Here is a 23,110-nt window from a genome sequence, read left to right on the forward strand (position 1 = left end):
AACGGCACCACGTACCATTGGCGACATGTCGTTCCTCCGCCGCCGCAGCGCCACCCCCGCCGGGCCCGACTTCGACGTCCTGGCCATGGACCCGGGCGACTGGCCCGGCAATCTGGGCGCCGGCCTGCTGCCCGCCCCCGACGGCTCCTGCCAGGGCGTCTTCCTGCGCTACGACCTGTTCGGCGGCCGCGGCCCCGCGATGATCATCGGCAATCTGCCCGAGGGCTCCCCGGCGCGTGAGACCGCCGAGGCCGAGATCCCCTTCGAGGTGGCCCAGCTGCTGATCGCGCTGGAGAACGAGGAGGAGGTGAGCGTCGTAGGAGTCGAGGACATGCCGGTCATGCAGGGCGACAATCTCCTGATCGTGCGCCGCCTCAAGCTCTCCGAGAGCCGCATCTCCTGCGTGCAGTTCGACCGCAGTGACAACGTCCTGGTGACCATCGCCGCCTGGGACCGCCCCATCACCGACGACCTGTACGCCCTGCTGAAACCACTCCCGGCGGAGTTGTTCCAGCAGGGCTGACACCGGCTACCGGCGGGACGGCACCACCCTCACGTCCGCGGCGCGCACGAACGCCACCCGGTGTCCGAACTGGATCTCGTAGTACAGGTCCTTGCCGACCACGACCCGGTGCGAGTCGGTGGTAAAGGTGACCGCGTAGTAGTACTCGCCCGGCACCTTGTCGCCGACCACGTACCTCTGCCCCTTCGGCAGTGTGTACGGCAGCGGTGACACCGCCTGTGCGGGCACCTCGGCCGGGTAGGCCTGGGCCTCCGGATAGGCCCGCCCGTAGACGGGGACGCTGTCCAGGCCCGGCTTGGGGGTGACCACGAGACCCGAGGCGTTCACCGCTGTCCGGTGCTTCTTCGGGTTCTTGAACCATGCCTTCTGGCCCAGGTACCAGATCGCCGTCCAGCCGCGGTAGTGGCCGGCTACCGCGAACTGCTGGCCGGTGGAGGCCCGGGAGCCCACGTCATTGACGTCGATCGTCGAGTCGGCGCTCTTGTGCAGGCCGACGTCCTTGATCAGGGCGGAGTGCTCGTCGTGGTCGGAGTACAGCCGCACCTCACTGGAGCCGTGCGGCGCGCAGGGATCGTCCTTGGCGACACAGCCGGTGTACTCCGGCTGGTTGGCGGCGTAGTCGGGCCGGATCGTCACCAGCCCGCCGCTCCGGTCGGCGGTCTTGAGGAAGGGGTGGCCCAGCAGCTCGAAGTAGTGCCGCCAGTCCCAGAACGGGCCGGGGTCGGTGTGCATACCCGGGATGGCGGACGTCGTCGGTCCCGGCACATTGTCGTGGCCGAGGATGTGCTGCCGGTTCAGCGGGATGCGGTACTTCGCGGCCAGATACCGCACCAGGCGTGCCGACGCGCGGTACATCGCCTCCGTGTACCAGGCGTCGGGCGCGGCGAGGAAGCCCTCGTGCTCCAGGCCGATCGACTTGGCGTTGATGTACCAGTTGCCCGCGTGCCAGGCGACGTCCTTCGCCTTGACGTGCTGGGCGATGAGCCCGTCCGTGGAGCGCAGGGTGTAGTTCCATGACACATAGGTGGGGTCCTGGACCAGCTTCAGGACCCCGTCCCAGGTGCCCTCCGTGTCGTGGATGACGATGTACTTGATGCTCTCCGAGGCCGGGCGGTCGCCCAGGTCGTGGTTGCCGTAGTCGTTGTCGCCGAACTCCTCGTACGGTGCCGGGATCCACTGGCAGGACACCGACTTCGGGCATTCCGTGCCCTTGTCGGAGACGGTGCGCAGGCCGGCCTTCGCCAGCTGCGCGGTGTCGGGGGCGAGGTCCGGCTGGGCCTTCAGGACGACCTGCTGCCCGGCGTCCGTCGTGCGCTGCTCGCCGGTGCGCATCACCTCGTAGACGTCGTTCGCGTAGGCCGCCGCCGTCCCGGTGTCGTCCGCTTCGGAGAAGCCGGCCACAGCGCCGTACCAGTCCGCCGGGTTCGCGCTGAGCGGCTCGCCCAGATCTTTCTGCGCGGCGGCCAGCAGCGCGGCGCCGCCCGCCACGTTTGCGGTGGGGTCCGTACGCAGCTGCTCGGCACTCAGCCCGGTCAGGCGTGCCGCCTTCGGCAAGGTCTTGAGCCGGGGCGGGAGTTCGGAGTTCTCCGGCACCTTCGTGTCCGGGTGCAGGGCGGCGCGGGCCGTGTCCCCGCGGGCGTCGCCCGTGCCGTCGCTCAGGCGCGCGGTCCGGGCGATCGCGGTGTGGGCGTCGGTGAGGTGCATCGGGCCGTATCCGCCGGACACGCTCGGCGCGCCTGCGTGCGTGTCCCAGCGGGACTGGAGATACGAGACACCCAGTAGCACGCTCTGCGGCACGTGGTACTCGGCTGACGCCGAGGCGAACGCCTGTTGGAGCCGGTCCTCGGAGGGCCGGGCGTCGGACGGGGCCGCGCCGAGCAGCGGCAGCAGCAGGGCCGCCGCGGCGAGGGCGCCGGCGCTTCTGCGGGCGCGTCTGTGGCCGGGCGCGGACGTGGGGTCGGTGGCAGAGCCTCGCAATGCAGCCTCCTGGGACGAACGAGCGTGGCGGGGCGTGCAGGGCCGAGCGGTGGGTCAGTGGTACCCGCTGGCCGACGATCCGTCAATCATGCCCAGAGCCAGGAGATTTCCCATGTCAACACGAGCGTGGAGGAGTTTCCGGGCGGCAGCGTGCGGGCCTGCGGGGCGTCAGTGGCTTACACCAATGGCCCATGGCGAACGCTTTTCCAGCAGGTCTGCCGCGGGTGCGAACACACGAAGGTCCGCGGTACGCCGCTGTCCCGGGCGCACCGCGGACCTTCGTCCCCGTCAGCGAGTGCCGACCGCCGCGCGTACGGCCCGTCGGGCCAGCTGGCAGTCGTCGTGCAGCCGCCTCAGCAGCAGCCGCTGTTCCTCGCCGGACGGCGCAGCACTCGGGTGGGCCACCCCCGGTGCCGCCGGGGTCGTGTCGTGCATCGAACGCTGCACGGCTGTTTCGTAGGTACGGATCTCACGGGTCAGTACCAGCATCAGGTTCACCAGGAACGCGTCCCGCGAGGCCGGGCCCGCCGACTGCGCGATCTGGCTGATCTGGCGGCGGGCCACCGGCGCGTCGCCGAGCACCGACCACAGCGTCGCCAGGTCGTAGCCCGGCAGGTACCAGCCCGCGTGCTCCCAGTCCACCAGCACTGGACCGGCCGGTGAGAGCAGGATGTTCGAGAGCAGTGCGTCGCCGTGGCAGAACTGGCCCATACCCTGCCGACCCGCCGAATGCGCGATGCCGTGCAGCAGTTTCTGCAGGTCGCCCAGGTCGCGGTCGGTGAGCAGTCCCAGTTCGTGGTAGCGGGAGATACGGGCCGCGTAGTCGAGCGGGGCGTCGAAGGTGCCCGCCGGCGGCCGCCAGGCGTTCAGCCGGCAGATCGCACCGAGTGCCGCCCTGATGTCCGCGCGGGGCGGGGCCTCGGCCGGGTGCCGCTGCAGCGCCGCGACCCGTCCCGGCATCCGCTCGATGACCAGTGTGCAGTTGTCCGGGTCCGCCGCGATCAGCCTCGGCACCCGCACTGGAGGGCGGTGCCGGACGAACGAGCGGTATGCCGCTATTTCATGGCGGATCCGCTCGGCCCACGCGGGGGATTGGTCCAGTAAACACTTGGCGACGGCCGTGCTGCGCCCGGTCGTCCCGACCAGGAGCACGGACCGGCCACTGCGGCGCAGCACCTGCACCGGAGCGAACTCCGGACAGATCCGGTGCACCGACGCGATCGCCGTACGCAGCTGGGCGCCCTGGGGGCCGGACAAGTCGAGTCTCCCGCTGAGCGGTTGAGTGCCGAGACCCGGCACGCGCCGGGTCCGGGCCGCGCCGAGCGCGGGGGCCGCCGGACGCGCGGCGGGATCGAGGTAGGGGCCGCTGCCCGCCGGGCGGGGGTGCAGCGACCGGGGCGGGGCGGACACGGAGGACGATGCTGCGTACATGGGCGAAACAGATCCCTTCGTGTGCCTGCGACGACAATGCGCTACCCGGCCCGGCACCTCGGGTGCACCCTGGGGAATGCATCCCTTGTTCAAGAAGGCGACCGGGTCGGGGTGGCGCTTTCCTACCTGACACCCGATGCCCAGTGGCACACCATCTGGCGCACCCTGGCGAACCCTGGCGAATAGTCGCCCGGCAACTTGCACCGGGCTACTGTCAACTCAGCCGAGAACCTGGGGGCTTGACGTGAGCGGACAACCCAACACCCGCCTTGCGGACCTGTTCGGCCTGGCCGGCTGGTCCAAGGGTGAACTCGCGAGGCTGGTCAACCGGCAGGCGGCGGCCATGGGCCACCCCCAGCTGTCGACCGACACCTCCCGGGTGCGGCGTTGGATCGACACGGGAGAGATCCCGCGCGATCCGGTGCCGCGGGTGCTGGCGGCTCTGTTCACCGAGCGTCTCGGCCGTGTCGTGACCATCGAGGACCTCGGTCTGGTCCGGCACGGGCGTGCGGGAAAACGGCAGGACGCCGGGACTGTGGAACATCCCGACGGTGTGCCGTGGGCGCCCGAGCGGACCGCGGCGGTCCTCACCGAATTCACGGGAATGGACCTCATGCTCAACCGACGCGGCTTGGTGGGCGCGGGTGTCGCGCTCACCGCAGGATCCGCACTCAGCAGCGCCATGTACGACTGGCTGCACACCGATCCGACCCTCTCCGCCGACGCTCCCGACTTCGACAATCCCCTGCACGCCGACCCCGCCGGGTTCGACCGCTACGAGGCAGCCCCCATCGGGTCTCAGGAGATCGAGGAACTGGAGCGCTCGGTCGAGGTGTTCCGGGCCTGGGACGCCGCCCGCGGCGGCGGGCTGCAGCGCAAGGCAGTCGTGGGCCAGCTCAACGAGGTGGGCGGCATGCTCGCCTACCGTCACCCCGACCATCTCCAGCGACGCCTGTGGGGCGTGGCCGCCAACCTCGCCGTCCTCGCCGGCTGGATGTCGCACGACGTCGGCCTGGAGCCCACGGCCCAGAAGTACTTCGTGATCGCCGCCCACGCCGCGAGGGAGGGCGGCGACCGGCCCCGCGCCGGAGAGGCACTGTCCCGCGCGGCTCGCCAGATGGTGCACCTGGGCCGGCCCGACGACGCACTGGACCTGATGAAGCTCGCCCAGTCCGGCTCCGGCGACGAGGTGCTGCCGCGCACCCGGGCGATGCTCCACACCATCGAGGCCTGGGCGCAGGCATCCATGGGCAAGGGTCAGGCGATGCGCCGCACCCTCGGCCAGGCGGAGGACCTCTTCGTATCCGACAAGGGTGACGTGCCGCCGCCGAGCTGGATGCAGATGTTCAAGGAGGAGGACCTGTACGGCATGCAGGCCCTGGCCTACCGGACCCTGGCCGAGCATGACCCGGGAGCGGCTGTGCACGCCCAGCACTACGCGGAGAAGGCGCTGTCCCTGCGGGTCGACGGGCGGCAGCGGTCGAAGATCTTCGACTTCCTGTCCATGGCGTCCGCCTGCTTCATCGCCGACGACCCCGAACAGGCCGACCGGTACGCGCGCCTCGCCCTGATGTCGATGGGATCCAACTCCTCCCACCGCACCTGGGACCGGCTGCGCCAGATGTACCGGCTCACCGCCGAGTACTCCAGCTACCCGAAGATCCACGAGCTGCGAGAGGAGATCAAACTCGCGCTGCCCAGGACGGCGAAGGGCGGCAACAGCGCACGGGCATAGGGGGCCCGTGCAGCTGTCGCCGCTTCATCTCATCCACACACCTCGGCGATTCACCTCACATTGGCGATTCACCTCACCTTGGCGACCAGCAGGCACGCGTCGTTCTCGCGGTCGGTCTCGCCGTACTCCTCCATGACCATCCGCACGCAGTCCTGCGCGGTCGCTGCCTCGCCGAAGCGGGGGGCGAGGTCGAGGAGTTGCTCCACGGTCACGGGCTCCGCGCTCCTGCGCCCGGGCACCAGCCCGTCGGTGTGCAGCAGGAGCAGGTCGCCCGGCTCAAGGGTCTCTTCCGCCTGCTGGTAGGAGGCACGCGAGGTGGCGCCGAGCAGAACGCCGTTCGGTGCGTGCAGCCTGCGCCCCGTCCCGTCGCGGAACAGCAGCGGGGCGGGGTGTGCTGCCTGCGCCCAGGTCAGCGTGCGGGTCTCGGGGCGGTAGCGGCAGCAGACGGCGGTGCCGAGGGCGGGTTGCTCGTTGGCGTCGAGTAACTGGTTCAGCCAGGACACCAGTTGCCCGGGCTCGGTGCCGGCCATCGCCATGCCGCGCACGGCGCCCAGCAGCGTCGCCATGCCTGAGGCGACCGCGACGCCGTGTCCGGTGAGGTCACCGACGCTGAGCAGAGTCTGCCCGTCGGGCAGTTCGAGCGCGTCGTACCAGTCGCCGCCGATCAGCGCACTGGCCGACGACGGCAGATGGTGCGCCGCCAGATCCAGCGCCGCGGGCCCTTGTTGCGGGAGCCGCAGGGAGCCACGCCACGGCGGCAGCACGGCCTCCTGCAGCTCGACCGCGAGCCGGTGCTCGGTCTGCGCGCGGTGCTGGTGGCGCTGTAGCGAGTCACGGGTCTCGCTCACCACCTTCTGGCTGCGGCGCAGTTCGCTGACGTCCCGCAGCACGGCCCACATCGACGCGGTGCTGCCGTCGGTGTCGAGCACGGGCTCGCCCATCATGTGCACCGTGCGTACCTCGTCGTCCGGGCGCGCGATGCGGAACTCGCCGTCGATGGGCTTGGCGTCGATGAGGCAGTCCGTGACCATCGCCGTCAGCTTGGCGCGGTCCTCGTCCAGTACCAGGGACGGCAGTTCGTCGAGGGTGAGTGCGGGAGTGGCGGGGTCGCGGCCCAGGATCTGGTAGAGCTCGGCGGACCAGCTCGCTTCGTCCGTCAGCAGGTTCCACTCGGCGCTGCCGACCCGGCTGAGCAACGAGTCGTGCCGGGGAGCGGAGGGCACGGCCCGGGCGATGTGGGCCGCGTCCGCGGTCGGGGGCACGGGCGGCGGGCCGTCCCGCAGCTGCCCCAAGTGGGTGTCGAGATCGGTGAGTTGGTGCAGTGCCAGATCGCACAGCGCGCGCTGCCACCGCTCCTGCGGGTCCGAACCGTCGCCGTGGGCGTCCCGCCGTACGGCGTCCACGTCGCCCTTGAGTCGCCGCGTCTGCGATATCAGCGCCTCGACCGAGCCGCGTCCTGGCGGCTGGGCGGCTGGGTGATCCGCAGAGAGGTGGGACGGCATGACGCACTCCGATGCGGGGACGGTACGACCGGGGCCGGCGGCTTGAAGGACCGTTACGACTGTTGCACAGCCCGCGACGCCCCGTAAGGGATTTGGCAACACACGATCCGGTGGTGCTTCTGGCATATGCCACAGTCTTCACGGGGTGGTCGTACAGTGCGAACGGCGTACATCGTTGGTCGGTCAAGTCGTAGGCAGCGTACGCGATTTAAAGGGTTGTTGAGAATTTCAGATGCGCGTTGAGTCGCGCGTTCGACGGCCACTTGTTCTAGCCGTCTCCATGTGATGCAGGTCACAAAAATCCGCAAGCGCTTCCACGTAATGCGAACGGCACCTGCGGGGTCGTACAAGCACACCGGAAAACCGGCCGACCTCCGACCGTAGTGGAGACCGACCATGGACATCACCCTCGAGCAGCCCGCCCGCGGCCGTCTGATGACCGCCGATGAGCGGGAGCTCCCGGTTCCCGCCACGTTGCGCTATGCCTCCACCGACCCGCTGGCCGTGCACCTCGACTTCCCGCCCGAGGTCGCCCTGGACGGCACGGGGGTCACCTGGACCTTCGGCCGGGCCTTGCTGGAGGAAGGGCTGCGCGGTCCCGCCGGCACCGGTGACGTACACATCTGGCCGTGCGGACAGGCCCGTACGGTCGTGGAGTTCCACTCTCCCTACGGCCTGGCACTGCTCCAGTTCGACACCGCCGCCCTGCGCCGGTTCCTGCTGCGCACCTATGCCGTGGTGGCGGCCGGGCAGGAGGACATCGGCGCGGCCGTCGAGGAGGGGCTGAACTCGCTGTTCGGCAGTGTCTGAGCGCCCGTTCGCGGGGCGTCAGCGCAGTGCGGCCCCGCCCGCGCGGACGGCACGCAGGGCACGCTCGACGCTCTCCTGGTTCTCGCCGACCGGGGCCACGTAGTCGAGGGCGCCGCGGGCGGCGTCCTCCCCGAGCATGCGGCTGATGACCCAGGTGGCGAGATACCGCGAGGCCAGACAGCCGCCCGCCGTGGCGATGTTCCCCTCGGCGTGGAACGGCGCGTCCAGCACGGTGACGCCGCAGGCCTCGACGAAGGGCCGGTTCTTCACGTCCGCGCAGGCGGGCATGGAATGCAGCAGTCCGAGCCGGGCGAGCACCAGCGCTCCCGAACACTGCGCACCGATCAGTTGCCGTGCGGGGTCGAGCGCGAGCCGGGATGCCAGCCGGTCGTCGGCGACCACGTCCCGCGTCTTCACCCCGCTGCCGATCAGTACGACGTCGGCTTCGGTCACGAACTCCATGGGGCGCTGACCGGTCACCTCCATCCCGTTCATGGAAGTGACCGCCCGCGTCGGCGTCGTGATGAAGGCCTCCACGCCGTCCTTCCGGCACCGATTGACCAGGGCCGAGGCGATGAAGCTGTCGAGCTCGTTGAATCCGTCAAAGGTGACCACGGCGACCTGCATGGCATCTCCTCGAGGCACGGCACCTGGGGCTCGCAGTTTCCCAGTGGTGCCGTGCCCGGATCGCGGGCCAATCGGTCAGCGGTGGCCCGTCTCGAGGCGGGCGAGGTCAGTAGCGCAGGATTCCCGCGATCCCGTGGGCGTCACCAAGCGTTCCGTCCGGGACGAACCGGACGTCCGCGCCCGTCTCCAGGCACTTTTCGACGATCTCGTCCACGATGTCCTCGCGTGAATCGAGCTCGCCGGTCTCGGCGGGGATCAGATGACCGCCGAGGATGTCACGCACCGTCACGCGGTAGTTCTCCTCGACCGCGAGCAGCCGTACACGGCCCTCTCGGGCGCTCTGCCAGACCTCGTCGACCCCGGCGGCGAACGCCTTGCGGCCACGGGCCGTCTCGAGCTCCCGGGCCACGGCCTCGGTGCTTCTGCGGGCCTCGGCGGCGACCTTCGGCCGTACCGCCTGCCACACGGCGTCGGGAGTGCCGTGCGCGAGGCCGCCGTGCGGCACGTGCACCGCCTCCTTGGTGACGCTGCCGACCTCGTCCATGGCGGACAGTGCCGCCTGCTCGCCGGTGACGTACAGCGGCCGGGGGTGCTCGCGCAGGACCATGCCCATCGCGGCGTCGGCCTCCCGCAGGAAGTGGCGGGTGCCCTCGTCGCGGAAGGTGCTCGGCATGTCGCCGATCTGCTCCTGCCGCTCGGCGTCGAAGTTCACCGGGGGCCTGGTCAGGGGGAATCCGCCGGTTCGGTCCTCCGTGACGCGGTCGGTGCCGCCGCTCCACAGGGTGACCTGGTCGGAGGAGACCGACAGCACCCAGAACGGCCGTTCGGCGGCGTGCGCGGAGACGAGGTTGCGGGTCAGGAAGGTGTCCGAGAGCACCACGCGCTCCGGCACCGTGCGGCCGAGCGACCACACCTGGTGCTCACCCGGGGCCGCGAAGATCACCAGGCCGTCCTCGGCATGCGCCAGATCCACCTCCCGGAGGGCCTGGTCGAGCTGGCGGACCACGTCGGAGCGCCGTTCGCGGGTGACCGCGGGATCGGACTCCAGCTGTTTCTTGGCCTCGGCCACCACATTGCGCAGCCGGACCGGATCCTGGGCGTTTTCGGGCTCCCGGCGGTGTGTGGGCGTCAGCACCGACACGGCCGGATAGGCGCGCGGGCGCCGGAGCTCGGACAGCGTTGAGGGACTCAGGTCGTGCTCCATACCAAGCACGATAGGACCGTTTCGCCCAGAGGGCATTAGGGGCAGCCACACCGGGCAATCGGGATAATTCACTGCTGATCTCGCTCGGGTCGCCGGATGGCGCTCCCCGCATCGCCGGTCCAGGCCGATGCCCGACTGTCGCAGGACGTTTCATGAAGCAGGTCGAGAAGGAAGCCCGGGGAGCCCGGGCCCCGGCCGCCGCCGAGCTCATCTTTCCGGCGCTCACCACCATGCCGGCCGGCTCGATGGTCGGAGTCGGCGTCTTCTCCCTTCCGCGCCGCTTCGCCCAGGAGACGAATGTGGCCGGTGCCCTCATCGCGTGGGCGGTGGCCGGCACCGGCATGCCGCTGCCGGCCTTCGTCTTCCAGACCCTCGTGGTCCGCAGGCCGGACCTCGACGCGGGCGTGTACGCCTACGCCAGGGCGGGCTCAGGCGAATACCTGGGTCTCTTCCGGCGTTCGGCTACTGGGCGAGCGCCTGCGCCGGCAACGCGACGTAACGGGTGCTGATCATGTCGTCGATGGGTGCGATCACCTCCGCGCTCGGCGAGGGCGACACGGTGCGGAGATCGTCGAGTTGCATGACCTGCTCGCCCGGGCGCCCGGGACCGGCTCCTGGACCGCGAGATCATCGCCGACGAGGTCGGCATCGGACTCATCGACACCACACGCGCCCACCTGGAGTTTCTCGAACCCGGGCGGCTGGCCCGGATGAGTACCGCACCGAGGACCCCGACTGCACGTGCTCCACCGTGTGGTGGGGCGACCCCGAACTCGACTGGGGGCAGGCGACGTCGGACGGCGGCGACATGATGCCGTCGGCGATGGTGTCGTCCTGATGGGGATGGGCGAGCGCACCTTGCGTCAGGCCGTCACCCAGGTCGCCACGGCGCTGTTCGAGGATGCGCCGCCGACCACGTCATCGTCGCCGGCGTGCCCAAACCGCGTTCCGCGATGCACCTCGACACCGTGTTCACCTTCGCCGACGGATCGTGGAGCCCGGCGTGGTCTTCCCCTACGACCCGCAACACCCGGGCCGACACGCTGCTGCGCAAGGCAGTATCGAGGTCATCACCACCGTGGGCGCGGAACTGGGGCGCGGACGGGGTGGCGGGCACCGCATGACATGCCCGAGCGTGTGGGACCCCGTCGAATTCTGACCTGGCTTTCGACTAGCGCGGCTCGTTGTCCGGTTCGATCACCGCGATGTTCCCCTGCGTCACGGCACACAGGGTCTGCATCCCGGCGGCGTCGACCGTGATCACGTCGCAGCGGGTGACCACCCGGGTACGGCCGGCCCTTACCACCTGGCCGTGCGCGCGCAGGATCACGCCCGTGGCCGGGCGCAGGTAGTCGATGGTGAACCCGGATGTGATCAGTCCCGACCCCACGACGGTCCCCGCGGCGAGCGTCAGCGTGTTGTCCGAGCCCGGACTCACCCAGCAGGAGCTGGCCCGCGTCCTCGGCCTGCGGGAATCCGCCGTCACCGCACTCGTGGGACGGCTCACCGCGGCGGGTCTCCTGCTGAAGCAGGCGCACCCCCGTGAACACCGGGCCGTGCGGCTGGAGTTGACCGAGGCGGGCACCGCTGCCCTGCGCGCCGCACAGCCGGAGGTCGACCTGCTCAACGCGGAACTGCGGGCGCTGCTGGGGGACGACGGGTTCGTATGGACGGCGGGGGCGCTGCGGCAGCTCGCCTCCCGGGGAGAGCTGACACGTCAGGTGGCCGGGGTGTCGTCCTCCGCGGGCCCGCACGAGCTGCCGGTCGGCGGCAGGCTGCCGTAGAGCAGGAAGTCGTCGACCTTGCCGTGCACGCACTTGGAGGACGCGTAACCGGTGTGACCCTCGCCCTTGTTGTCGAGCACCACGGCCGAGGGGCCCAACCGCTTCGCCGTCTCCACGGTCCAGCGGTACGGCGTCGCGGGATCGCCGCGGGTGCCGACGAGCAGCATCTTCGGGGTGTGGACGTCGCGCACCCGGTCGCGGATGAAGTCGGTGCCCTTGGGGCGGCCGTAGCACATCAGCAGCTCGGTGAGGCGGTAGCGGCCGAAGACGGGGGAGGCCTGCTCGTACTCGGCGCGCAGCCGGCCGAGGTCCTTGACGATCTGGTCGGCACCGGGGCGATCAGGATCGTCCGCGCAGTTGATCGCCATCAGTGCCGCCGGAAGGTTGTCGAGCGGGACGTCGTTCTCGTCGACCAGGCCGCCGCCGGCGTGCTGCCGGAAGGGAAGCGCGTCACCGCCGGACGAGAAAGCCATCACCCCGCGCGCGTCGCCGTCCTCGACCAGCTGGGCGATCGCGCGCTCCAGCGACGGCCACAGCTCCTTGCTGTAGAGCGCCTGGCCGATCGCGCCCACCAGATCCTGCCCGGAGAACTCCTGGCCGAAGTCCGTCGGCAGCGGGTCCCTGTCGAGGGAGCCGACGAGCTGGACGACCTGCTGCCGGGCATCGCGCGGATCCTGGCCGAACGGACAGGCGATGTCCTTGGTGCACCAGGTGATGAAGTCGTCCAGTGCCGTCTGCTGTCCCTCGGCGCCCGCCACTCCCTGCTCGGACATGGGTTCGGTCAGCGTGTCCACTCCGTCGAGCACCAACCGCCCGACCTTCTCGGGGAACTGGGCCGCGTACACGGCGCCGAGCCGGGTCCCGTAGGAGAAACCGAGGTAGTTGAGTTTCCTGTCGCCGAGCGCCTGGCGCATCACGTCCAGGTCGCGCGAGGCGTTCACCGTGCCGATGTGGGGGAGTACCGGGCCCGAGTGCTTGGCGCACTGGGTGGCCGCCTGCTCCAACTGCCGCAGCGCGGTCCGTGGATTCCCGCTCTCCGTGATGTCGTCGGCCGCGGCTGATGCCTCGTCGGAGCCGTCGCCGCAGCTGACCGGCGAGGACCTGCCGACACCGCGCGGGTCGAAGGTGACCACGTCGTAGCCGTTCGTGAGGCCCATGAAGTCGTCGCCGCCGGAGGCGAGTTCGCTGACGCCCCCCGCACCGGGGCCGCCGAAGTTCAGCAGCACCGACCCCCGCTTCCTGCCCGTCGCCCGGTAGCGGGCGAGGGCCAGGTCGAGCGTGCCCGCCTTGGGCCTGGCGTAGTCGAGGGGGACGGTGACCTTGGCGCACTGAAGGTCCTTGGGCATGTCCTCGCCCTTGCACCCGGACCAGGTGATCTTCTGCCGGTAGAACCGCGACAGGTCGGGCCCGGCGCCGTCCGAGGACGCAGCGGGCAGCCCGGCGGCGAGCAGGGCCAGAGCTACGGCTCCGGTGACGGCGCAGCGTCGGACAGCGGGCCGCGTTGACAGCTTGACCAGCATCAATGCCTCCCGGGGCGCCCGCCGGGGACCGGGAGAACGGCGCCCTCGATCACGATAAGGGGATGCCGCAGGGCGCGCCTCCGGGCGGGCGGGACCGCGCGGGACGCCCTACCCTGCGCTCCTTCGCTGCCGACAGGGCGGTTCTGCTGCCAGTTCGACCACCGTGCCACCCGATGGGCTGAAAGGTGAATAAGCCATAACTCGGACGGTTCCTCGGCGTTCTATCCGGTGCGGGTGAATGCCCGTTTCTCCGGCGCGGGTATGTGCCCGCAGCCATGTCTGGAAGGCAGGGAACCTATGAGAAGGGTTACCCGAAACGGTGTGATCGCCGTCGCCGCTGCATCGGGAGCGATGGCGTTGACGGTTCCGGCGTACGCCGTGGCCGGGGCGGACGGCGCGACCGCCGGCTCGCCCGGTGTGACCTCCGGCAACACCGCCCAGCTCCCGGCCCACGTTCCGGCGAACGTGTGCGGGACCACCACGAACGTGGCGGGGGTCCTCAACCCGGCCGCGGGCAGCAGCTGCAGCAACAAGAGCGCGGTCGGCAAGCGTTCGGCCGACGACGGCGCAGCCCACGGCAGCAGTGAGGATTCGCCGGGCGTGCTCTCCGGCGACGCCGCCCAGCTCCCGGTCCACCTCCCGGTGAATGCCGACGGGAACACGGGGAACGTGGCCGGCGCCGACGACGCGGCCACCGACGACGAGTCCACGAACAACTCCGGCGCTCACGCCTGCTCCTGCAGCGACCCGGAGCCGACCGTCCCGTCCGAGGCGCCGCCACAGCCCGTGACCGTCCCGGCGAAGGTTCATCCGAAGCCTGTGACCGCCCCGCCCAAGGCACACACGCGGTCGGTGCCCGTCCAGCACGCCGCCCCCCGCAAGGCGCCGGCCGCCCTCGCCCACACCGGCACCGACCAGACACTGCCCGCCGCCCTGGCGAGCGCCGTGCTGGTACTGGGCGGAGCCGCCATCCGCCGGCGCTTCCGTCCAGGTCCGGGGCGCTGAGCTCGCTCGGCAACGGCTCAAACCCACCGTGACGCGCCCCGCAAGATCCGCAAGGATGCTGCGGGGCGCGGTCGATCACCGCGCCCGTTGTCCGCCGTACCACCACGGATTGGAGCGCGCGCATGACCTCCGCTGCCCTCGAAGCCCTCGTCGTCACCCAGGCCCGACCCGAGGACTGGCCGGTGATCAGCGGATGGGCCGCGGACGAGGGATGGAACCCGGGAGCGGCCGACGAAGCGGCGTTCTTCGCGCAGGACCCCGACGGTTTCTTCCTCGGCCGGATCGACGGCGAACCGGTGTCGGCGATCTCCGTCGTCAACTACGGCCCCGACTATGCCTTCCTCGGCTGCTACCTCGTCCGGCCCGACCTGCGCGGCCGTGGCCACGGGCTCACCACCTGGAAGGCCGCGCTGGCCCACGCCGGCGGTCGCACCATCGGGCTCGACGGGGTGGTGGCCCAGCAGGACAACTACCGCCGCTCCGGTTTCGAACTCGCCCACCGCACCGTCCGGTTCACCGGAAGCGTGCCCGCAGCCGGGACGCCGGCCGGCGTGTACGCGGTGCAGGAAGGCGACCTGGCCGACCTCCTCGCCTACGACAGCGCCTGCCACCCGGCCGACCGCCCGCGCTTCCTGGCCCACTGGCTCACCGGCACCGGACACCGCGCCCTCGTCCGCCGTACCGGCGACCGCGTCACCGGCTACGGAGTGATCCGGCCCGGCCATGACTCGCTCCGCATCGGCCCGCTGTTCGCCGACACCCCCGAGGACGCACAGGCCCTGTTCACCGCCCTGACCGCCGAGGCCGCCGGCAGCGAGGTCGCCGTGGACGTGCCCGAGACGAACGCGCCGGGCATCGCCCTGGCCGAACGGGCAGGCTTCACCCCCTCCTTCGAGACGGCCCGCATGTACACGGGCCCGGTCCGCCGCCACGCGCAGGACCGCGTCTTCGGCGTCACGACCCTTGAACTGGGCTAGCGCGCCACCGCCGTGAGCAGCACCATCCCCGAGTCCCCGTAGTCCGGCAGGGTCGGGTCGGTGTCGATGTGGTTGACGGACAGGTCGCGGGTCATGGGGGTGAACACCCTGGTGACGATCTCCGGGTCCACCGGGCAGCCCGGCCAGCGCGACACCGGCCCGATGCGGTAGGTGGGCATGTTCTCCATGAAGGCGGCCACCAGGTGCCCGCCGGGGACCACGCAGCGGACGAAGGCTCGGCAGAAGTCGGTGAACTCCGCGTAGTCCTCGGTGGCGCCCTCGGCGACGAAGTGCATGGACGCGAGGTCGTACCCGGCGGGCTCCAGCTCCCTGACGTCGGCGTGGACGACGTTGACGTGCGCGAGTGCCCCGGCCAGTGTGGCCGGCAGGTCGGGATTGAGGCGTCGGCACAGCGCGTGGAACGGCCGCCAGCTGGCGTCCGGGCCGCACAGGATCTGCCGCTCCAAGTAGGCGACGTTGCTCGTACCCGCCTCGACGGCCTCGATCCTGCGGCTTGCGGCGGCAGCGAGGATCAGCGGATACAGGTTGGGTCCGGCCCCGAACTCCACCGAGCGGTCGACGGAGCCCGGTGCGAGGCGGCGGTAGAACGCCGAGTGGTGGGTGATGACCGCGGCGTCGGAGGGATGCAGATCGCGGTAGTTCTCCGCGAGATAGTCCGCGACCGGCCAGCTGTCCCAGTCGACGTCGTCGTTGTGCGTCGCCATGGCCGGCTCAGACCTTCGCCCTCAGCGGGAACCGCGCGGCCAGCCGGGTCAGGGTGCCGTTCAGCCGCTCGATGTCGTCGTCCGAGTTCAGGGCCGTGATCTGGACCCGGAAGCCCACCCGGTCCCGCGGCACCAGCGGATAGGCGGCCAGCGTCACGTAGATGCCCTCCTCCCACAGGAACGCCGCGACCGCGTCGAGGTCGTCAGCGTTGGCCAGCGGGATCTCGATGATCGGCAGCCGGTCACTGTTCAGGGTGGTGATGTCCAGCCCGTCGAGGTGATCCAGCACCCGGGTGGTCCTGCGGTACAGCTCGGCGCGCAGGACGTCGCCGCGGCGGTCGTTGACCTCCAGCCCGGCCAGAGCCGTGGCCAGGGAGGCCGAAGGAGAGGGACCCGAGTACAGGTAGGGTCCGGCCGCTGTCTTCAGGCGGTTCTTCAGCTCGGTGGGCAGGGCGAGGAAGGCGAGCAGCGACGAGTACGCCTTCGAGAAACCGGAGACGAGCACGATCCCCTCGTACGACTCGCCGGTGTGCCGCACCACGCCGTTGCCGCGCGAGCCGTAGGGACAGAGCTCCTCGGGCCCGCGCTCCCCGATCACCCCGAACCCGTGCGCGTCGTCGACGTAGAGCGTCGCGCCCCCGGCGCGGCAGACCGCGGCCAGCGTGGGCAGGTCGGGCAGGTTGCCGGTCATGCTGTTCACGCCGTCCAGGCACACCAGCCGCGGCAGCCCGGCCGGCACCGAGGCCAGCAAGGTCTCCAGTTCGTCGGGGCGTTCGGCGTGGAAGCGGTGCAGAGTGGCGCCCTGGCCGCGGGCCACCACGCAGCCGTCGTACACCGTCCTGTGCGCCGTCGCCTCCACGAACACATGGCCCGCCCCCGCCAGCACCGGGATCGCCGCGGCGTGGATCAGGGTCAGCGTGGGCAGCAGCAGTGTGTCCGGCGCGCCCAGCAGGCCCGCCAGGCGTGCCTCGATCTCCGGGTACAGGCGGGGGCTGCCCAGCAGCCGCGACCAGCTGGGGTGCGTGCCCCAGCGCCGCAGAACGGGATCCACGGAGTCGATGATCTCCGGATCCCAGTCGAAGCCCAGGTAGTTGCAGGACGCGAAGTCGACCAGCCAGTGGCCACGGCTGCGGATGTGCCGGCCGCGAACCTCGTCCAGTACCGCGTCGCTCATGGGGCTGGTCCGCCGCAGGTGCTCGAGGTCCGCCCACAGCGCCGCCCGCCGCTCCCGGGACGCGGGCCGTGCCGCCGGTACGGCCACCGCCTTGGTGGCCTCGGAGCCGGGCGCGTAGCAGCGTCCCTCGCTCTCCCGCAGCACGCGCTCGCTCTGCTCCAGCGTCATCGGCTTGGCGAACAGATAGCCCTGCCCGAACCGGCAGCCCATGCCGGCCAGCAGGTCGCGCTGAGCGGTGTCCTCGATCCCCTCGGCGATCACCTGCAGGCCCAGGGTGTCGGCGATCCGCACGATGCCCTCGACGAGCGCGACCTGCTGGGCGTCGCGCGTGATGTCGTCGATGAACGTCTTGTCGATCTTCAGCGCGTCGATGGGGAAGTCCCGCAGATAGCGCAGCGAGGAGAAGCCGGTGCCGAAGTCGTCGATCGCGATGTGCACGCCCAGCTCCTTCAGGGAGCGCAGCACCGACTGGATCTGGGTGTCGCGGCGCAGCAGCACCGTCTCCGTGAGCTCCAACTGCAGCGAACCGGGGGCGAGTCCGGGCGTGCGCAGCGCCTCGCCGACCTGTTCCAGGAACCCCACGTCGCGGAACTGGCGGGCGGACACGTTCACGCTGACGTACGGCGGGGTGACGGGTCCGGGCAGCCGCTGGAGTCCCACGATGTCGCTGACCGCGTTCTCCAGGACCCACGCCCCCAGCACCGCGATGTGCCCGGTCTCCTCGGCCAGCGAGATGAACTGCTCCGGTCTGACGGGCCGGTGGGGCGCCTTCGGCCAGCGGATCAGTGCCTCGAAGCCGACGACCTCGCCCGCGACGATGTCCACCACCGGCTGGTAGCGCAGGGCGAACTCCTTGCCGGCGACCGCCTCGGCGAGCCGGCTCTGCAGGTCGTGCCGCTCGACCATGCGGGTGTGCAGCAGCGGCTGGAAGCGCCGCCACTGCCGCTTGCCGGCCGACTTCGCCGCATACAGTGCGAGGTCGGCGTGGCTGAGCAGTTCCTCCGCGTCCGTGCTGTCGCGGGCCGTGGCCACCCCCACGCTGGCGGAGACCGTCACCTTCTCGTCCGCGAGGGCGAACGGCCTGGTCAGTGTCTGTATCACCTGGGCCGCCAGCAGCTCCGCGTCGAGCGGTTCGCGGGCGTCCTCCATCAGGACGGCGAACTCGTCGCCGCCCAGCCGGGCCGCGGTGTCGGTGCGCCGCAGCGTCTTGGACAGGCGGTCGCCGACGGCGATCAGCAGGTGGTCGCCTGCCGAGTGCCCGAGTGTGTCGTTGACCAGCTTGAAGTCGTCCAGGTCGATGAAGAGCAGACAGGTCATGGACGACTCGCGGCGGCCGCGCAGCAGCGCGCGTTCGATCCGTTCGAGCAGCAGGGTGCGGTTGGGCAGGCCGGTCAGCGAGTCGTGGAAGGCCCGTTGGGTCAGCTCGTGGGCCAGCCGGCGCTGCTCGGTCACATCGCGCAGCGTGACGACCAGTCCGGCCACCGTCCGCTCGTCCCGGAAGTCGCTGCACCGCACCTCCACCTCGACGCGGCCCGCCCGGTGCCGCACCCACCAGTGGTCGTGGGTGGCCCGCGGCCCGGTCTCCCGCACGGCCGTGAGCTCCCGGGCCGCCCGGTGCCGGTCCCGCGGGTCGACCAGATCGGGCAGCGAGGCGCCGGCCACGTCGGAGGTGCCGAAGACGGTCGCCGCCGAGGGGCTGGCGTACCGGATGGTGTTGTCGTCCTCGACGATGAGGATGACGTCCGAGGTGTTGCGCACCAGCGTGCGGAAGTACGCCTCGCTCTCCCTGCGGACGATCTCCTGGCGCAGGGCGATGCGCTCCATGGCCAGCCCGGCGTGCGAGGCCAGGATCTCCATCGAGCCGCGCGTCTCGGAGAGCGGCCCGGCCGGCCCTGCGACCAGCAGGACGCCCGGGATGTCTCCGTAGGGGCGGTCGGGCGGGATCATCAGGCACACCAGGACGGTCGCCGAGTCGTCCAGCTCGGCGCGGGTGTCGGTACCCAGTTCGCCGGCGTGCACGATCTGCGCGTGATGGAACGCCAGATCCGGCGCGCGCTCGGCGGGCAGCAGCAGGGTCCGGTGGCCGACCATGGTGCCGAGGAGCCGGTCGACGGCGGCCTCGCAGGACCGCGCGACCTCCTGCTGCCGCACCGCCGAGACCAGCGAGGCGGCCGCCCGGCGCAGCGCCAGCTCCCGCATCACGGCCTTGCGGTGGGCCACGACCATGCCCGACAGCCGAAGGATCACCAGCAGGAAGAGCAGGCCGGAGAAGGCCGCGATCACGGCCGCGTCGTGCGCCGAGCGCGTCAGTCCCTCGTACAGCAGGATCCCCGGCGCGATGAGGGTGACCGCGGCCAGCATCACCAGCCGCCGCGGCGGCGGCAGCAGGGAGCCCTGCTGGGGCACGGCGGCGGTCAGTTCCACCATGTCCGGGTGCAGTGCGGCCTGGCCCCAGGCCGTGTAGAAGACGATCCAGCCGGCATCCAGCACCGTGCCCGCCTGCCAGCTGTTGTTGAGCTGCAGGATCCCGTACGCGATGTCGAAGCCGAGCAGCGTCACCGTGCCGACGACCAGGTACTGCACCGACCGGTTGTGCCGGTCGACCGGATTCGGTGTCAGCAGCCGTGCCAGCAGGGCCAGGACCAGCACGTCGCCGAGGGGATAGGCGATGCTGATGGCCCGCTGCTGCCAGGTCAGCCCCTCCACTTTGGTGAGCGGCTGCACCAGGTACACCCACACGGGCAGCGCCAGGCCCGCGGTGATCATCAGCGCGTCGAGCAGGCTCGGCAGGTCGTGGCCCGCCCAGCGGTATCTGACCAGGCCGGACAGCCCGATGGCGAAGAGCGGATACGTCGTGAGGTAGGAGGCGTCCGCGGGGGAGGGGAACGGGTTGGAGGCGTGGAAGTACTCCTCGACGACGTTGTAGTAGGTGTCGCCCGCGATGAAGGTGAGCAGTGCGGCGGCGAGCACCCACCAGGGCCAGCGGTGGGCGGGTCGGTTGACGTGGCTGCCGATCACCACGGCGGCGGTGCCGGAGAGGCCGATGACGGCCCACACCGGGGCGCGCGCGGCGGGCACCGTCAGGTAGATGGCCGTGGCGGCGGCGACCAGCGCTACATGTGCGGCCATCAGCCGCTTCGCCGGCAGCAAGGGCAAACGCCTCCCCCCGTTGGAGGAGACCGGGCCGTCCACCTGGTCTGGTCGTCCTGGCTTCCTAGATCGTAGGCACTGCGGCCGGACGAGTGCATCTCGGGAGGGCGGGCCGCGACCATCGGGCGCTGGGGCCGTGGCAGCGGCCGTGCGGCGTACCTCGTCCGCCGCCGTCCCCGGTGCGACCGGGCGGAAGGTCCGCGCCGGCGGCATGGGTCCCGACACGCCGGTACGGCGGTTGCTGCGACGACGCCGCGGACGCGATCCGCGGGGACCCACCCCCACCGAGCAGGGCCGGCAACCGGGACCGGCTGAGCGCCACCGGGCGGCGGTACCGTCGGACGGCGCCCCGAAAACCTGTTGCCGCGCCTGTCCCCGGATGCTGGAGTGAGTTCATGGATCATGCCGGGGTGCTCGCCCTCTTCGACCGTGACGTGCGCGAAGGCGCCCAGCCCGACGGCCCCGACGCGCGCGTCGAGCGGGTCGGCGGCGTGGTCCGCCACGTCTCCTCGGCCCGCGGCTGGAACGGCGTCCTGTGGTCCGGCCTGGACGAGACGGGCGCCGACGCGGCGATCGCCGAGCAGATCGCGTACTTCTCCGGGCTCGGCCACGAGTTCGAGTGGAAGCTGTACGGGCACGACCGGCCGCTCGATCTCGGGCAGCGGCTGAGGGCCGCCGGCTTCGAGGCCGAGCCCGAGGAGACGCTGATGATCGCCGAGGTGGCCGGCCTCGACGTCAAGGCCGAGCCGCCCGAGGGGATCCGTCTGCTGTCCGTCACCGACGCGGCGGGAGTCGACCTCGTGGCCGACGTGCACGGGCAGGCCTTCGGCACCGACAGCTCCCGGATACGGCACCAACTGCTCGCCCGGCTGACGGAGGAGCCGGACACGGTCGTCGCCACCGTCGCCCTCGCCGGTGACGAACCGGTGAGCGCGGCCCGTATGGAGTTCGTGCCCGGCACCCGGTTCGCCGGTCTGTGGGGCGGCGGCACCGTCGAGGCCTGGCGCGGCCGCGGGGTCTACCGTGCGCTGGTCGCCCACCGGGCCCGCGCCGCCGCGGAGCGCGGCTACCGCTATCTCCAGGTCGACGCCTCCAGCCAGAGCCGCCCCATCCTCGAACGCCTGGGCTTCGAGCCACTGACCACGACGACGCCGTACACCTACGTGCCGTAGCCGGGGTCACACCCACCGCGATGTCACATCCGCGGGCGCCCGATCCGTCGCACGGTCATGACGACGAACCAGAAGAACCAGAGCATCCTCATTGCCGGAGCCAGCGGCATCCTCGGCGGCCACATCACCCGCGCCCTGACCGAAGCCGGCCACAAGGTCACCGGCCTCGGCCGGGGACCCGCGAACGGCGTCCAAGCCGACCTCATGGACCGCGACGCGCTGCTGCGCGCCGTCGACGGACAGCACTTCGACACCGTCATCCACGCCGCGACCGCCCTGCGCAGGGCCCCCATGCGCCACCGCGACATGCATGCCACCGACGCCCTGCGTATCGCCGGCACCGCCCACCTGGTGGAGGCCGCGCGGGCCACCGGCGCCGACCGTTTCGTGAGTGAGTCGATGGTCTTCGGTTACGGCTACGGGGACTTCGGCGGGCACGTGATCACCGAGGACGACCCGTTCGGCCCCCGCGGCACCACGCCTGAGCTGGAACGGCACGTCGAGGGCATGCGCATCAAGGAACAACTCACCTTCGAGGCAACCGGACTGGCGGGCATCGCGTTGCGCTTCGGCCTGTTCTACGGTCCCGGCGGAACCGACGCCATCCTGCCCATGCTGCGCAAGCGGCAGCTGCCCGCCCCCGACGACCACGGCCGGGTCCTGCCGTGGACCGAACTCACCGACGCGGCACACGCGGTGGCCGCCGCGGTCGAACACGGCCGCCCCGGCCAGGCGTACAACATCGCGGACCGCAGCCCGCTCGGCTTCCGGGCCCATGTCCTGTGCGTGGCAGAGCAGTTCGGCCTGCCCAAGCCCATGACCGTGCCGCGGTGGTTCACGAAGCCGATGTCCTACGCGCACACGATGTTCCTCACCAGCATGCGCGTGTCGTCGGCGAAGGCGGAGCAGGAACTGGGTTGGACGCCCCGCTACCCGTCCTGCCGCGACGGCCTCGCCGCACTGGCGGCGCGAGGGTGAATTCCCCACTGGGGCCGTTCGGACCCTTGTCCAGGGCCGAACGGCCCCGCGTCACGGGCCGCTCCGGCTGGAAACCTCGTGAGAGGAAACAGCCGCCCAGGGGGGAACAGCCTCCCGACGTGCCCGACTCTCCCGCTGAGGGTGCTCGGTCGAGGCGGCAGGCCCGCCGACTGCCGAGGGGAGCCGCGTCGGCGGGCCTGACTCCCTCCCGCCGGCCGACACGCCCGTCGGCCGGCGGGAGGATGCGGATCGCGGAATTCGGCTACGCTCCGCGAGCCGCCGAGTGGCATGGACAGCCCCGGGCGTGGCGCGTGCCACCCCCGCCCAGGCTCGAAATGATCGGTACGTCACGACTGTTGTCGTGTCAGCGGCGGGCCCTCGACCGGTCCAGGGCGGCGACGCCGAGCGCGGCGAGGCCGATCTGGATGAGCCACTCGATCCAGTCGATGCCCTTGGTGTCGGCCACGCCGAAGGCGTTGGCGATCGCCGAGCCGATCAGCGCGGCCGCGATGCCGACGAGAATCGTGAGCACGATGCCGATGTGCTGCCGCCCCGGGACGACCAGCCGGCCCAGCACACCGATGACGATGCCGATCACGATGGCACTGATGATGCCTGAGATCTCCATCTCCGCCCCTCTTTGTGAATGCCCCCGCATCATCCGGATGCCCGCTGCCGCGGGAGACAGTCCGTTCCGCTTCAACCAAGGGTCAACGCCGGGTCAATCTCCGGTCCCATGGTCCTGGTGACGCCTGTTCACCACTGCTTCTGCCATGTACGGTTCAACCGAATCGGCCGCACGGTAGTCGTACGGCC

General features: G+C 71.0%; 19 protein-coding genes and 2 pseudogenes. 11 read left to right on the forward strand and 10 right to left on the reverse strand.

Annotated features, from left to right (window positions below; all coding sequences use genetic code 11):
• The first annotated feature begins 25 nt into the window (after nucleotides 1–25).
• The gene (locus LJ657_RS29535; RefSeq protein ID WP_232651883.1) at nucleotides 26–523 is read left to right on the forward strand and encodes a hypothetical protein; all 498 of its coding nucleotides are present in this window, start codon (nucleotides 26–28) and stop codon (nucleotides 521–523) included.
• Nucleotides 524–529: 6 nt separating this feature from the next.
• Here LJ657_RS29535 and LJ657_RS29540 read toward each other — a convergent pair whose 3' ends face one another.
• Entirely contained in the window at nucleotides 530–2,500 is a 1,971-nt protein-coding gene (locus tag LJ657_RS29540; RefSeq protein ID WP_232651884.1) for an N-acetylmuramoyl-L-alanine amidase, read from the reverse strand.
• A 288-nt stretch (nucleotides 2,501–2,788) separates the two neighbouring features.
• Complete coding sequence (locus LJ657_RS29545) at nucleotides 2,789–3,931, reverse strand: aminoglycoside phosphotransferase family protein (RefSeq protein WP_232651885.1); 1,143 nt, start codon at nucleotides 3,929–3,931, stop codon at nucleotides 2,789–2,791.
• A 244-nt stretch (nucleotides 3,932–4,175) separates the two neighbouring features.
• Between LJ657_RS29545 and LJ657_RS29550 the strand changes: the two genes are divergently transcribed.
• Entirely contained in the window at nucleotides 4,176–5,666 is a 1,491-nt protein-coding gene (locus LJ657_RS29550) for a DNA-binding protein NsdB (RefSeq protein WP_232651886.1), read from the forward strand.
• A 68-nt stretch (nucleotides 5,667–5,734) separates the two neighbouring features.
• Here the strand turns inward: LJ657_RS29550 and LJ657_RS29555 are convergent, their stop codons facing one another.
• The gene (locus tag LJ657_RS29555) at nucleotides 5,735–7,168 is read right to left on the reverse strand and encodes a PP2C family protein-serine/threonine phosphatase (protein WP_232651887.1); all 1,434 of its coding nucleotides are present in this window, start codon (nucleotides 7,166–7,168) and stop codon (nucleotides 5,735–5,737) included.
• Nucleotides 7,169–7,564: 396 nt separating this feature from the next.
• Here LJ657_RS29555 and LJ657_RS29560 point away from each other — a divergent pair, with 396 nt between their 5' ends.
• A complete protein-coding gene (locus LJ657_RS29560; protein WP_232651888.1) occupies nucleotides 7,565–7,978 on the forward strand; it encodes an SsgA family sporulation/cell division regulator in 414 nt (137 codons plus the stop codon).
• 18 nt (nucleotides 7,979–7,996) lie between these two features.
• Here the strand turns inward: LJ657_RS29560 and LJ657_RS29565 are convergent, their stop codons facing one another.
• Together LJ657_RS29565 and LJ657_RS29570 are read right to left on the reverse strand one after the other, a co-directional pair.
• Complete coding sequence (locus LJ657_RS29565) at nucleotides 7,997–8,605, reverse strand: DJ-1/PfpI family protein (protein WP_232651889.1); 609 nt, start codon at nucleotides 8,603–8,605, stop codon at nucleotides 7,997–7,999.
• Nucleotides 8,606–8,711: 106 nt separating this feature from the next.
• Entirely contained in the window at nucleotides 8,712–9,809 is a 1,098-nt protein-coding gene (locus LJ657_RS29570; protein WP_232651890.1) for a baeRF3 domain-containing protein, read from the reverse strand.
• 152 nt (nucleotides 9,810–9,961) lie between these two features.
• Here LJ657_RS29570 and LJ657_RS29575 point away from each other — a divergent pair.
• From LJ657_RS29575 to LJ657_RS49085, 3 genes and pseudogenes are all read left to right on the forward strand, one after another.
• A pseudogene (locus tag LJ657_RS29575) lies at nucleotides 9,962–10,371 on the forward strand (arginine-ornithine antiporter); the annotation flags it as partial.
• 281 nt (nucleotides 10,372–10,652) lie between these two features.
• Nucleotides 10,653–10,735 (forward strand): annotated as a pseudogene (locus LJ657_RS49080) (hypothetical protein); the annotation flags it as partial.
• Between the two features lie 77 nt (nucleotides 10,736–10,812).
• A complete protein-coding gene (locus LJ657_RS49085) occupies nucleotides 10,813–10,968 on the forward strand; it encodes an arginine deiminase family protein (protein ID WP_232651891.1) in 156 nt (51 codons plus the stop codon).
• A gap of 12 nt (nucleotides 10,969–10,980) precedes the next feature.
• Here LJ657_RS49085 and LJ657_RS29590 read toward each other — a convergent pair whose 3' ends face one another.
• A complete protein-coding gene (locus LJ657_RS29590) occupies nucleotides 10,981–11,247 on the reverse strand; it encodes a PaaI family thioesterase (RefSeq protein WP_372487984.1) in 267 nt (88 codons plus the stop codon).
• Between LJ657_RS29590 and LJ657_RS29595 the strand changes: the two genes are divergently transcribed.
• Nucleotides 11,228–11,593 (forward strand): MarR family winged helix-turn-helix transcriptional regulator, encoded by a 366-nt coding sequence (locus LJ657_RS29595; protein ID WP_372487985.1) that lies wholly within the window; start codon nucleotides 11,228–11,230, stop codon nucleotides 11,591–11,593. The two genes, LJ657_RS29590 and LJ657_RS29595, sit on opposite strands and share 20 nt — an antisense overlap.
• On the opposite strand, the gene LJ657_RS29600 is transcribed toward LJ657_RS29595, so the two are convergent.
• Nucleotides 11,527–13,113 (reverse strand): alpha/beta hydrolase, encoded by a 1,587-nt coding sequence (locus LJ657_RS29600; RefSeq protein WP_232651893.1) that lies wholly within the window; start codon nucleotides 13,111–13,113, stop codon nucleotides 11,527–11,529. The two genes, LJ657_RS29595 and LJ657_RS29600, sit on opposite strands and share 67 nt — an antisense overlap.
• 351 nt (nucleotides 13,114–13,464) lie before the next feature.
• Here LJ657_RS29600 and LJ657_RS29605 point away from each other — a divergent pair, with 351 nt between their 5' ends.
• Nucleotides 13,465–14,118, forward strand: coding sequence for a chaplin (locus tag LJ657_RS29605; RefSeq protein WP_232651894.1), 654 nt, complete (start codon nucleotides 13,465–13,467; stop codon nucleotides 14,116–14,118).
• 122 nt (nucleotides 14,119–14,240) lie between these two features.
• Entirely contained in the window at nucleotides 14,241–15,095 is an 855-nt protein-coding gene (locus LJ657_RS29610) for a GNAT family N-acetyltransferase (protein ID WP_232651895.1), read from the forward strand.
• Here the strand turns inward: LJ657_RS29610 and LJ657_RS29615 are convergent.
• Nucleotides 15,092–15,820, reverse strand: a complete 729-nt coding sequence (locus LJ657_RS29615; protein WP_232651896.1) for a class I SAM-dependent methyltransferase — start codon at nucleotides 15,818–15,820, stop codon at nucleotides 15,092–15,094. The genes LJ657_RS29610 and LJ657_RS29615 overlap by 4 nt on opposite strands.
• A 7-nt stretch (nucleotides 15,821–15,827) precedes the next feature.
• Complete coding sequence (locus tag LJ657_RS29620; RefSeq protein WP_232651897.1) at nucleotides 15,828–20,123, reverse strand: aminotransferase class I/II-fold pyridoxal phosphate-dependent enzyme; 4,296 nt, start codon at nucleotides 20,121–20,123, stop codon at nucleotides 15,828–15,830.
• Nucleotides 20,124–20,539: 416 nt separating this feature from the next.
• Here LJ657_RS29620 and LJ657_RS29625 point away from each other — a divergent pair, with 416 nt between their 5' ends.
• A complete protein-coding gene (locus tag LJ657_RS29625) occupies nucleotides 20,540–21,316 on the forward strand; it encodes a GNAT family N-acetyltransferase (protein WP_232651898.1) in 777 nt (258 codons plus the stop codon).
• A gap of 57 nt (nucleotides 21,317–21,373) precedes the next feature.
• A complete protein-coding gene (locus tag LJ657_RS29630; protein ID WP_232651899.1) occupies nucleotides 21,374–22,294 on the forward strand; it encodes an NAD-dependent epimerase/dehydratase family protein in 921 nt (306 codons plus the stop codon).
• 364 nt (nucleotides 22,295–22,658) lie between these two features.
• Here LJ657_RS29630 and LJ657_RS29635 read toward each other — a convergent pair whose 3' ends face one another.
• The gene (locus tag LJ657_RS29635) at nucleotides 22,659–22,922 is read right to left on the reverse strand and encodes a GlsB/YeaQ/YmgE family stress response membrane protein (protein ID WP_232651900.1); all 264 of its coding nucleotides are present in this window, start codon (nucleotides 22,920–22,922) and stop codon (nucleotides 22,659–22,661) included.
• Between the last annotated feature and the right edge of the window lie 188 nt (nucleotides 22,923–23,110).

The sequence above is a fragment of the Streptomyces guryensis genome, assembly GCF_021261325.1.
GTDB lineage: Bacteria > Actinomycetota > Actinomycetes > Streptomycetales > Streptomycetaceae > Streptomyces > Streptomyces guryensis.

Coding starts and splice junctions, on each gene's coding strand:
- LJ657_RS29560 (WP_232651888.1), top strand. CDS start 7,565: ATGGACATCACCCTCGAGCAGCCCGCCCGCGGCCGTCTGATGACCGCC.
- LJ657_RS29635 (WP_232651900.1), bottom strand. CDS start 22,922: ATGGAGATCTCAGGCATCATCAGTGCCATCGTGATCGGCATCGTCATC.
- LJ657_RS29570 (WP_232651890.1), bottom strand. CDS start 9,809: ATGGAGCACGACCTGAGTCCCTCAACGCTGTCCGAGCTCCGGCGCCCG.
- LJ657_RS29535 (WP_232651883.1), top strand. CDS start 26: ATGTCGTTCCTCCGCCGCCGCAGCGCCACCCCCGCCGGGCCCGACTTC.
- LJ657_RS29565 (WP_232651889.1), bottom strand. CDS start 8,605: ATGCAGGTCGCCGTGGTCACCTTTGACGGATTCAACGAGCTCGACAGC.
- LJ657_RS29625 (WP_232651898.1), top strand. CDS start 20,540: ATGGATCATGCCGGGGTGCTCGCCCTCTTCGACCGTGACGTGCGCGAA.
- LJ657_RS29545 (WP_232651885.1), bottom strand. CDS start 3,931: ATGTACGCAGCATCGTCCTCCGTGTCCGCCCCGCCCCGGTCGCTGCAC.
- LJ657_RS29605 (WP_232651894.1), top strand. CDS start 13,465: ATGGCGTTGACGGTTCCGGCGTACGCCGTGGCCGGGGCGGACGGCGCG.
- LJ657_RS29610 (WP_232651895.1), top strand. CDS start 14,241: ATGACCTCCGCTGCCCTCGAAGCCCTCGTCGTCACCCAGGCCCGACCC.
- LJ657_RS29620 (WP_232651897.1), bottom strand. CDS start 20,123: ATGGCCGCACATGTAGCGCTGGTCGCCGCCGCCACGGCCATCTACCTG.
- LJ657_RS29555 (WP_232651887.1), bottom strand. CDS start 7,168: ATGCCGTCCCACCTCTCTGCGGATCACCCAGCCGCCCAGCCGCCAGGA.
- LJ657_RS29615 (WP_232651896.1), bottom strand. CDS start 15,820: ATGGCGACGCACAACGACGACGTCGACTGGGACAGCTGGCCGGTCGCG.
- LJ657_RS29630 (WP_232651899.1), top strand. CDS start 21,374: ATGACGACGAACCAGAAGAACCAGAGCATCCTCATTGCCGGAGCCAGC.
- LJ657_RS29600 (WP_232651893.1), bottom strand. CDS start 13,113: ATGCTGGTCAAGCTGTCAACGCGGCCCGCTGTCCGACGCTGCGCCGTC.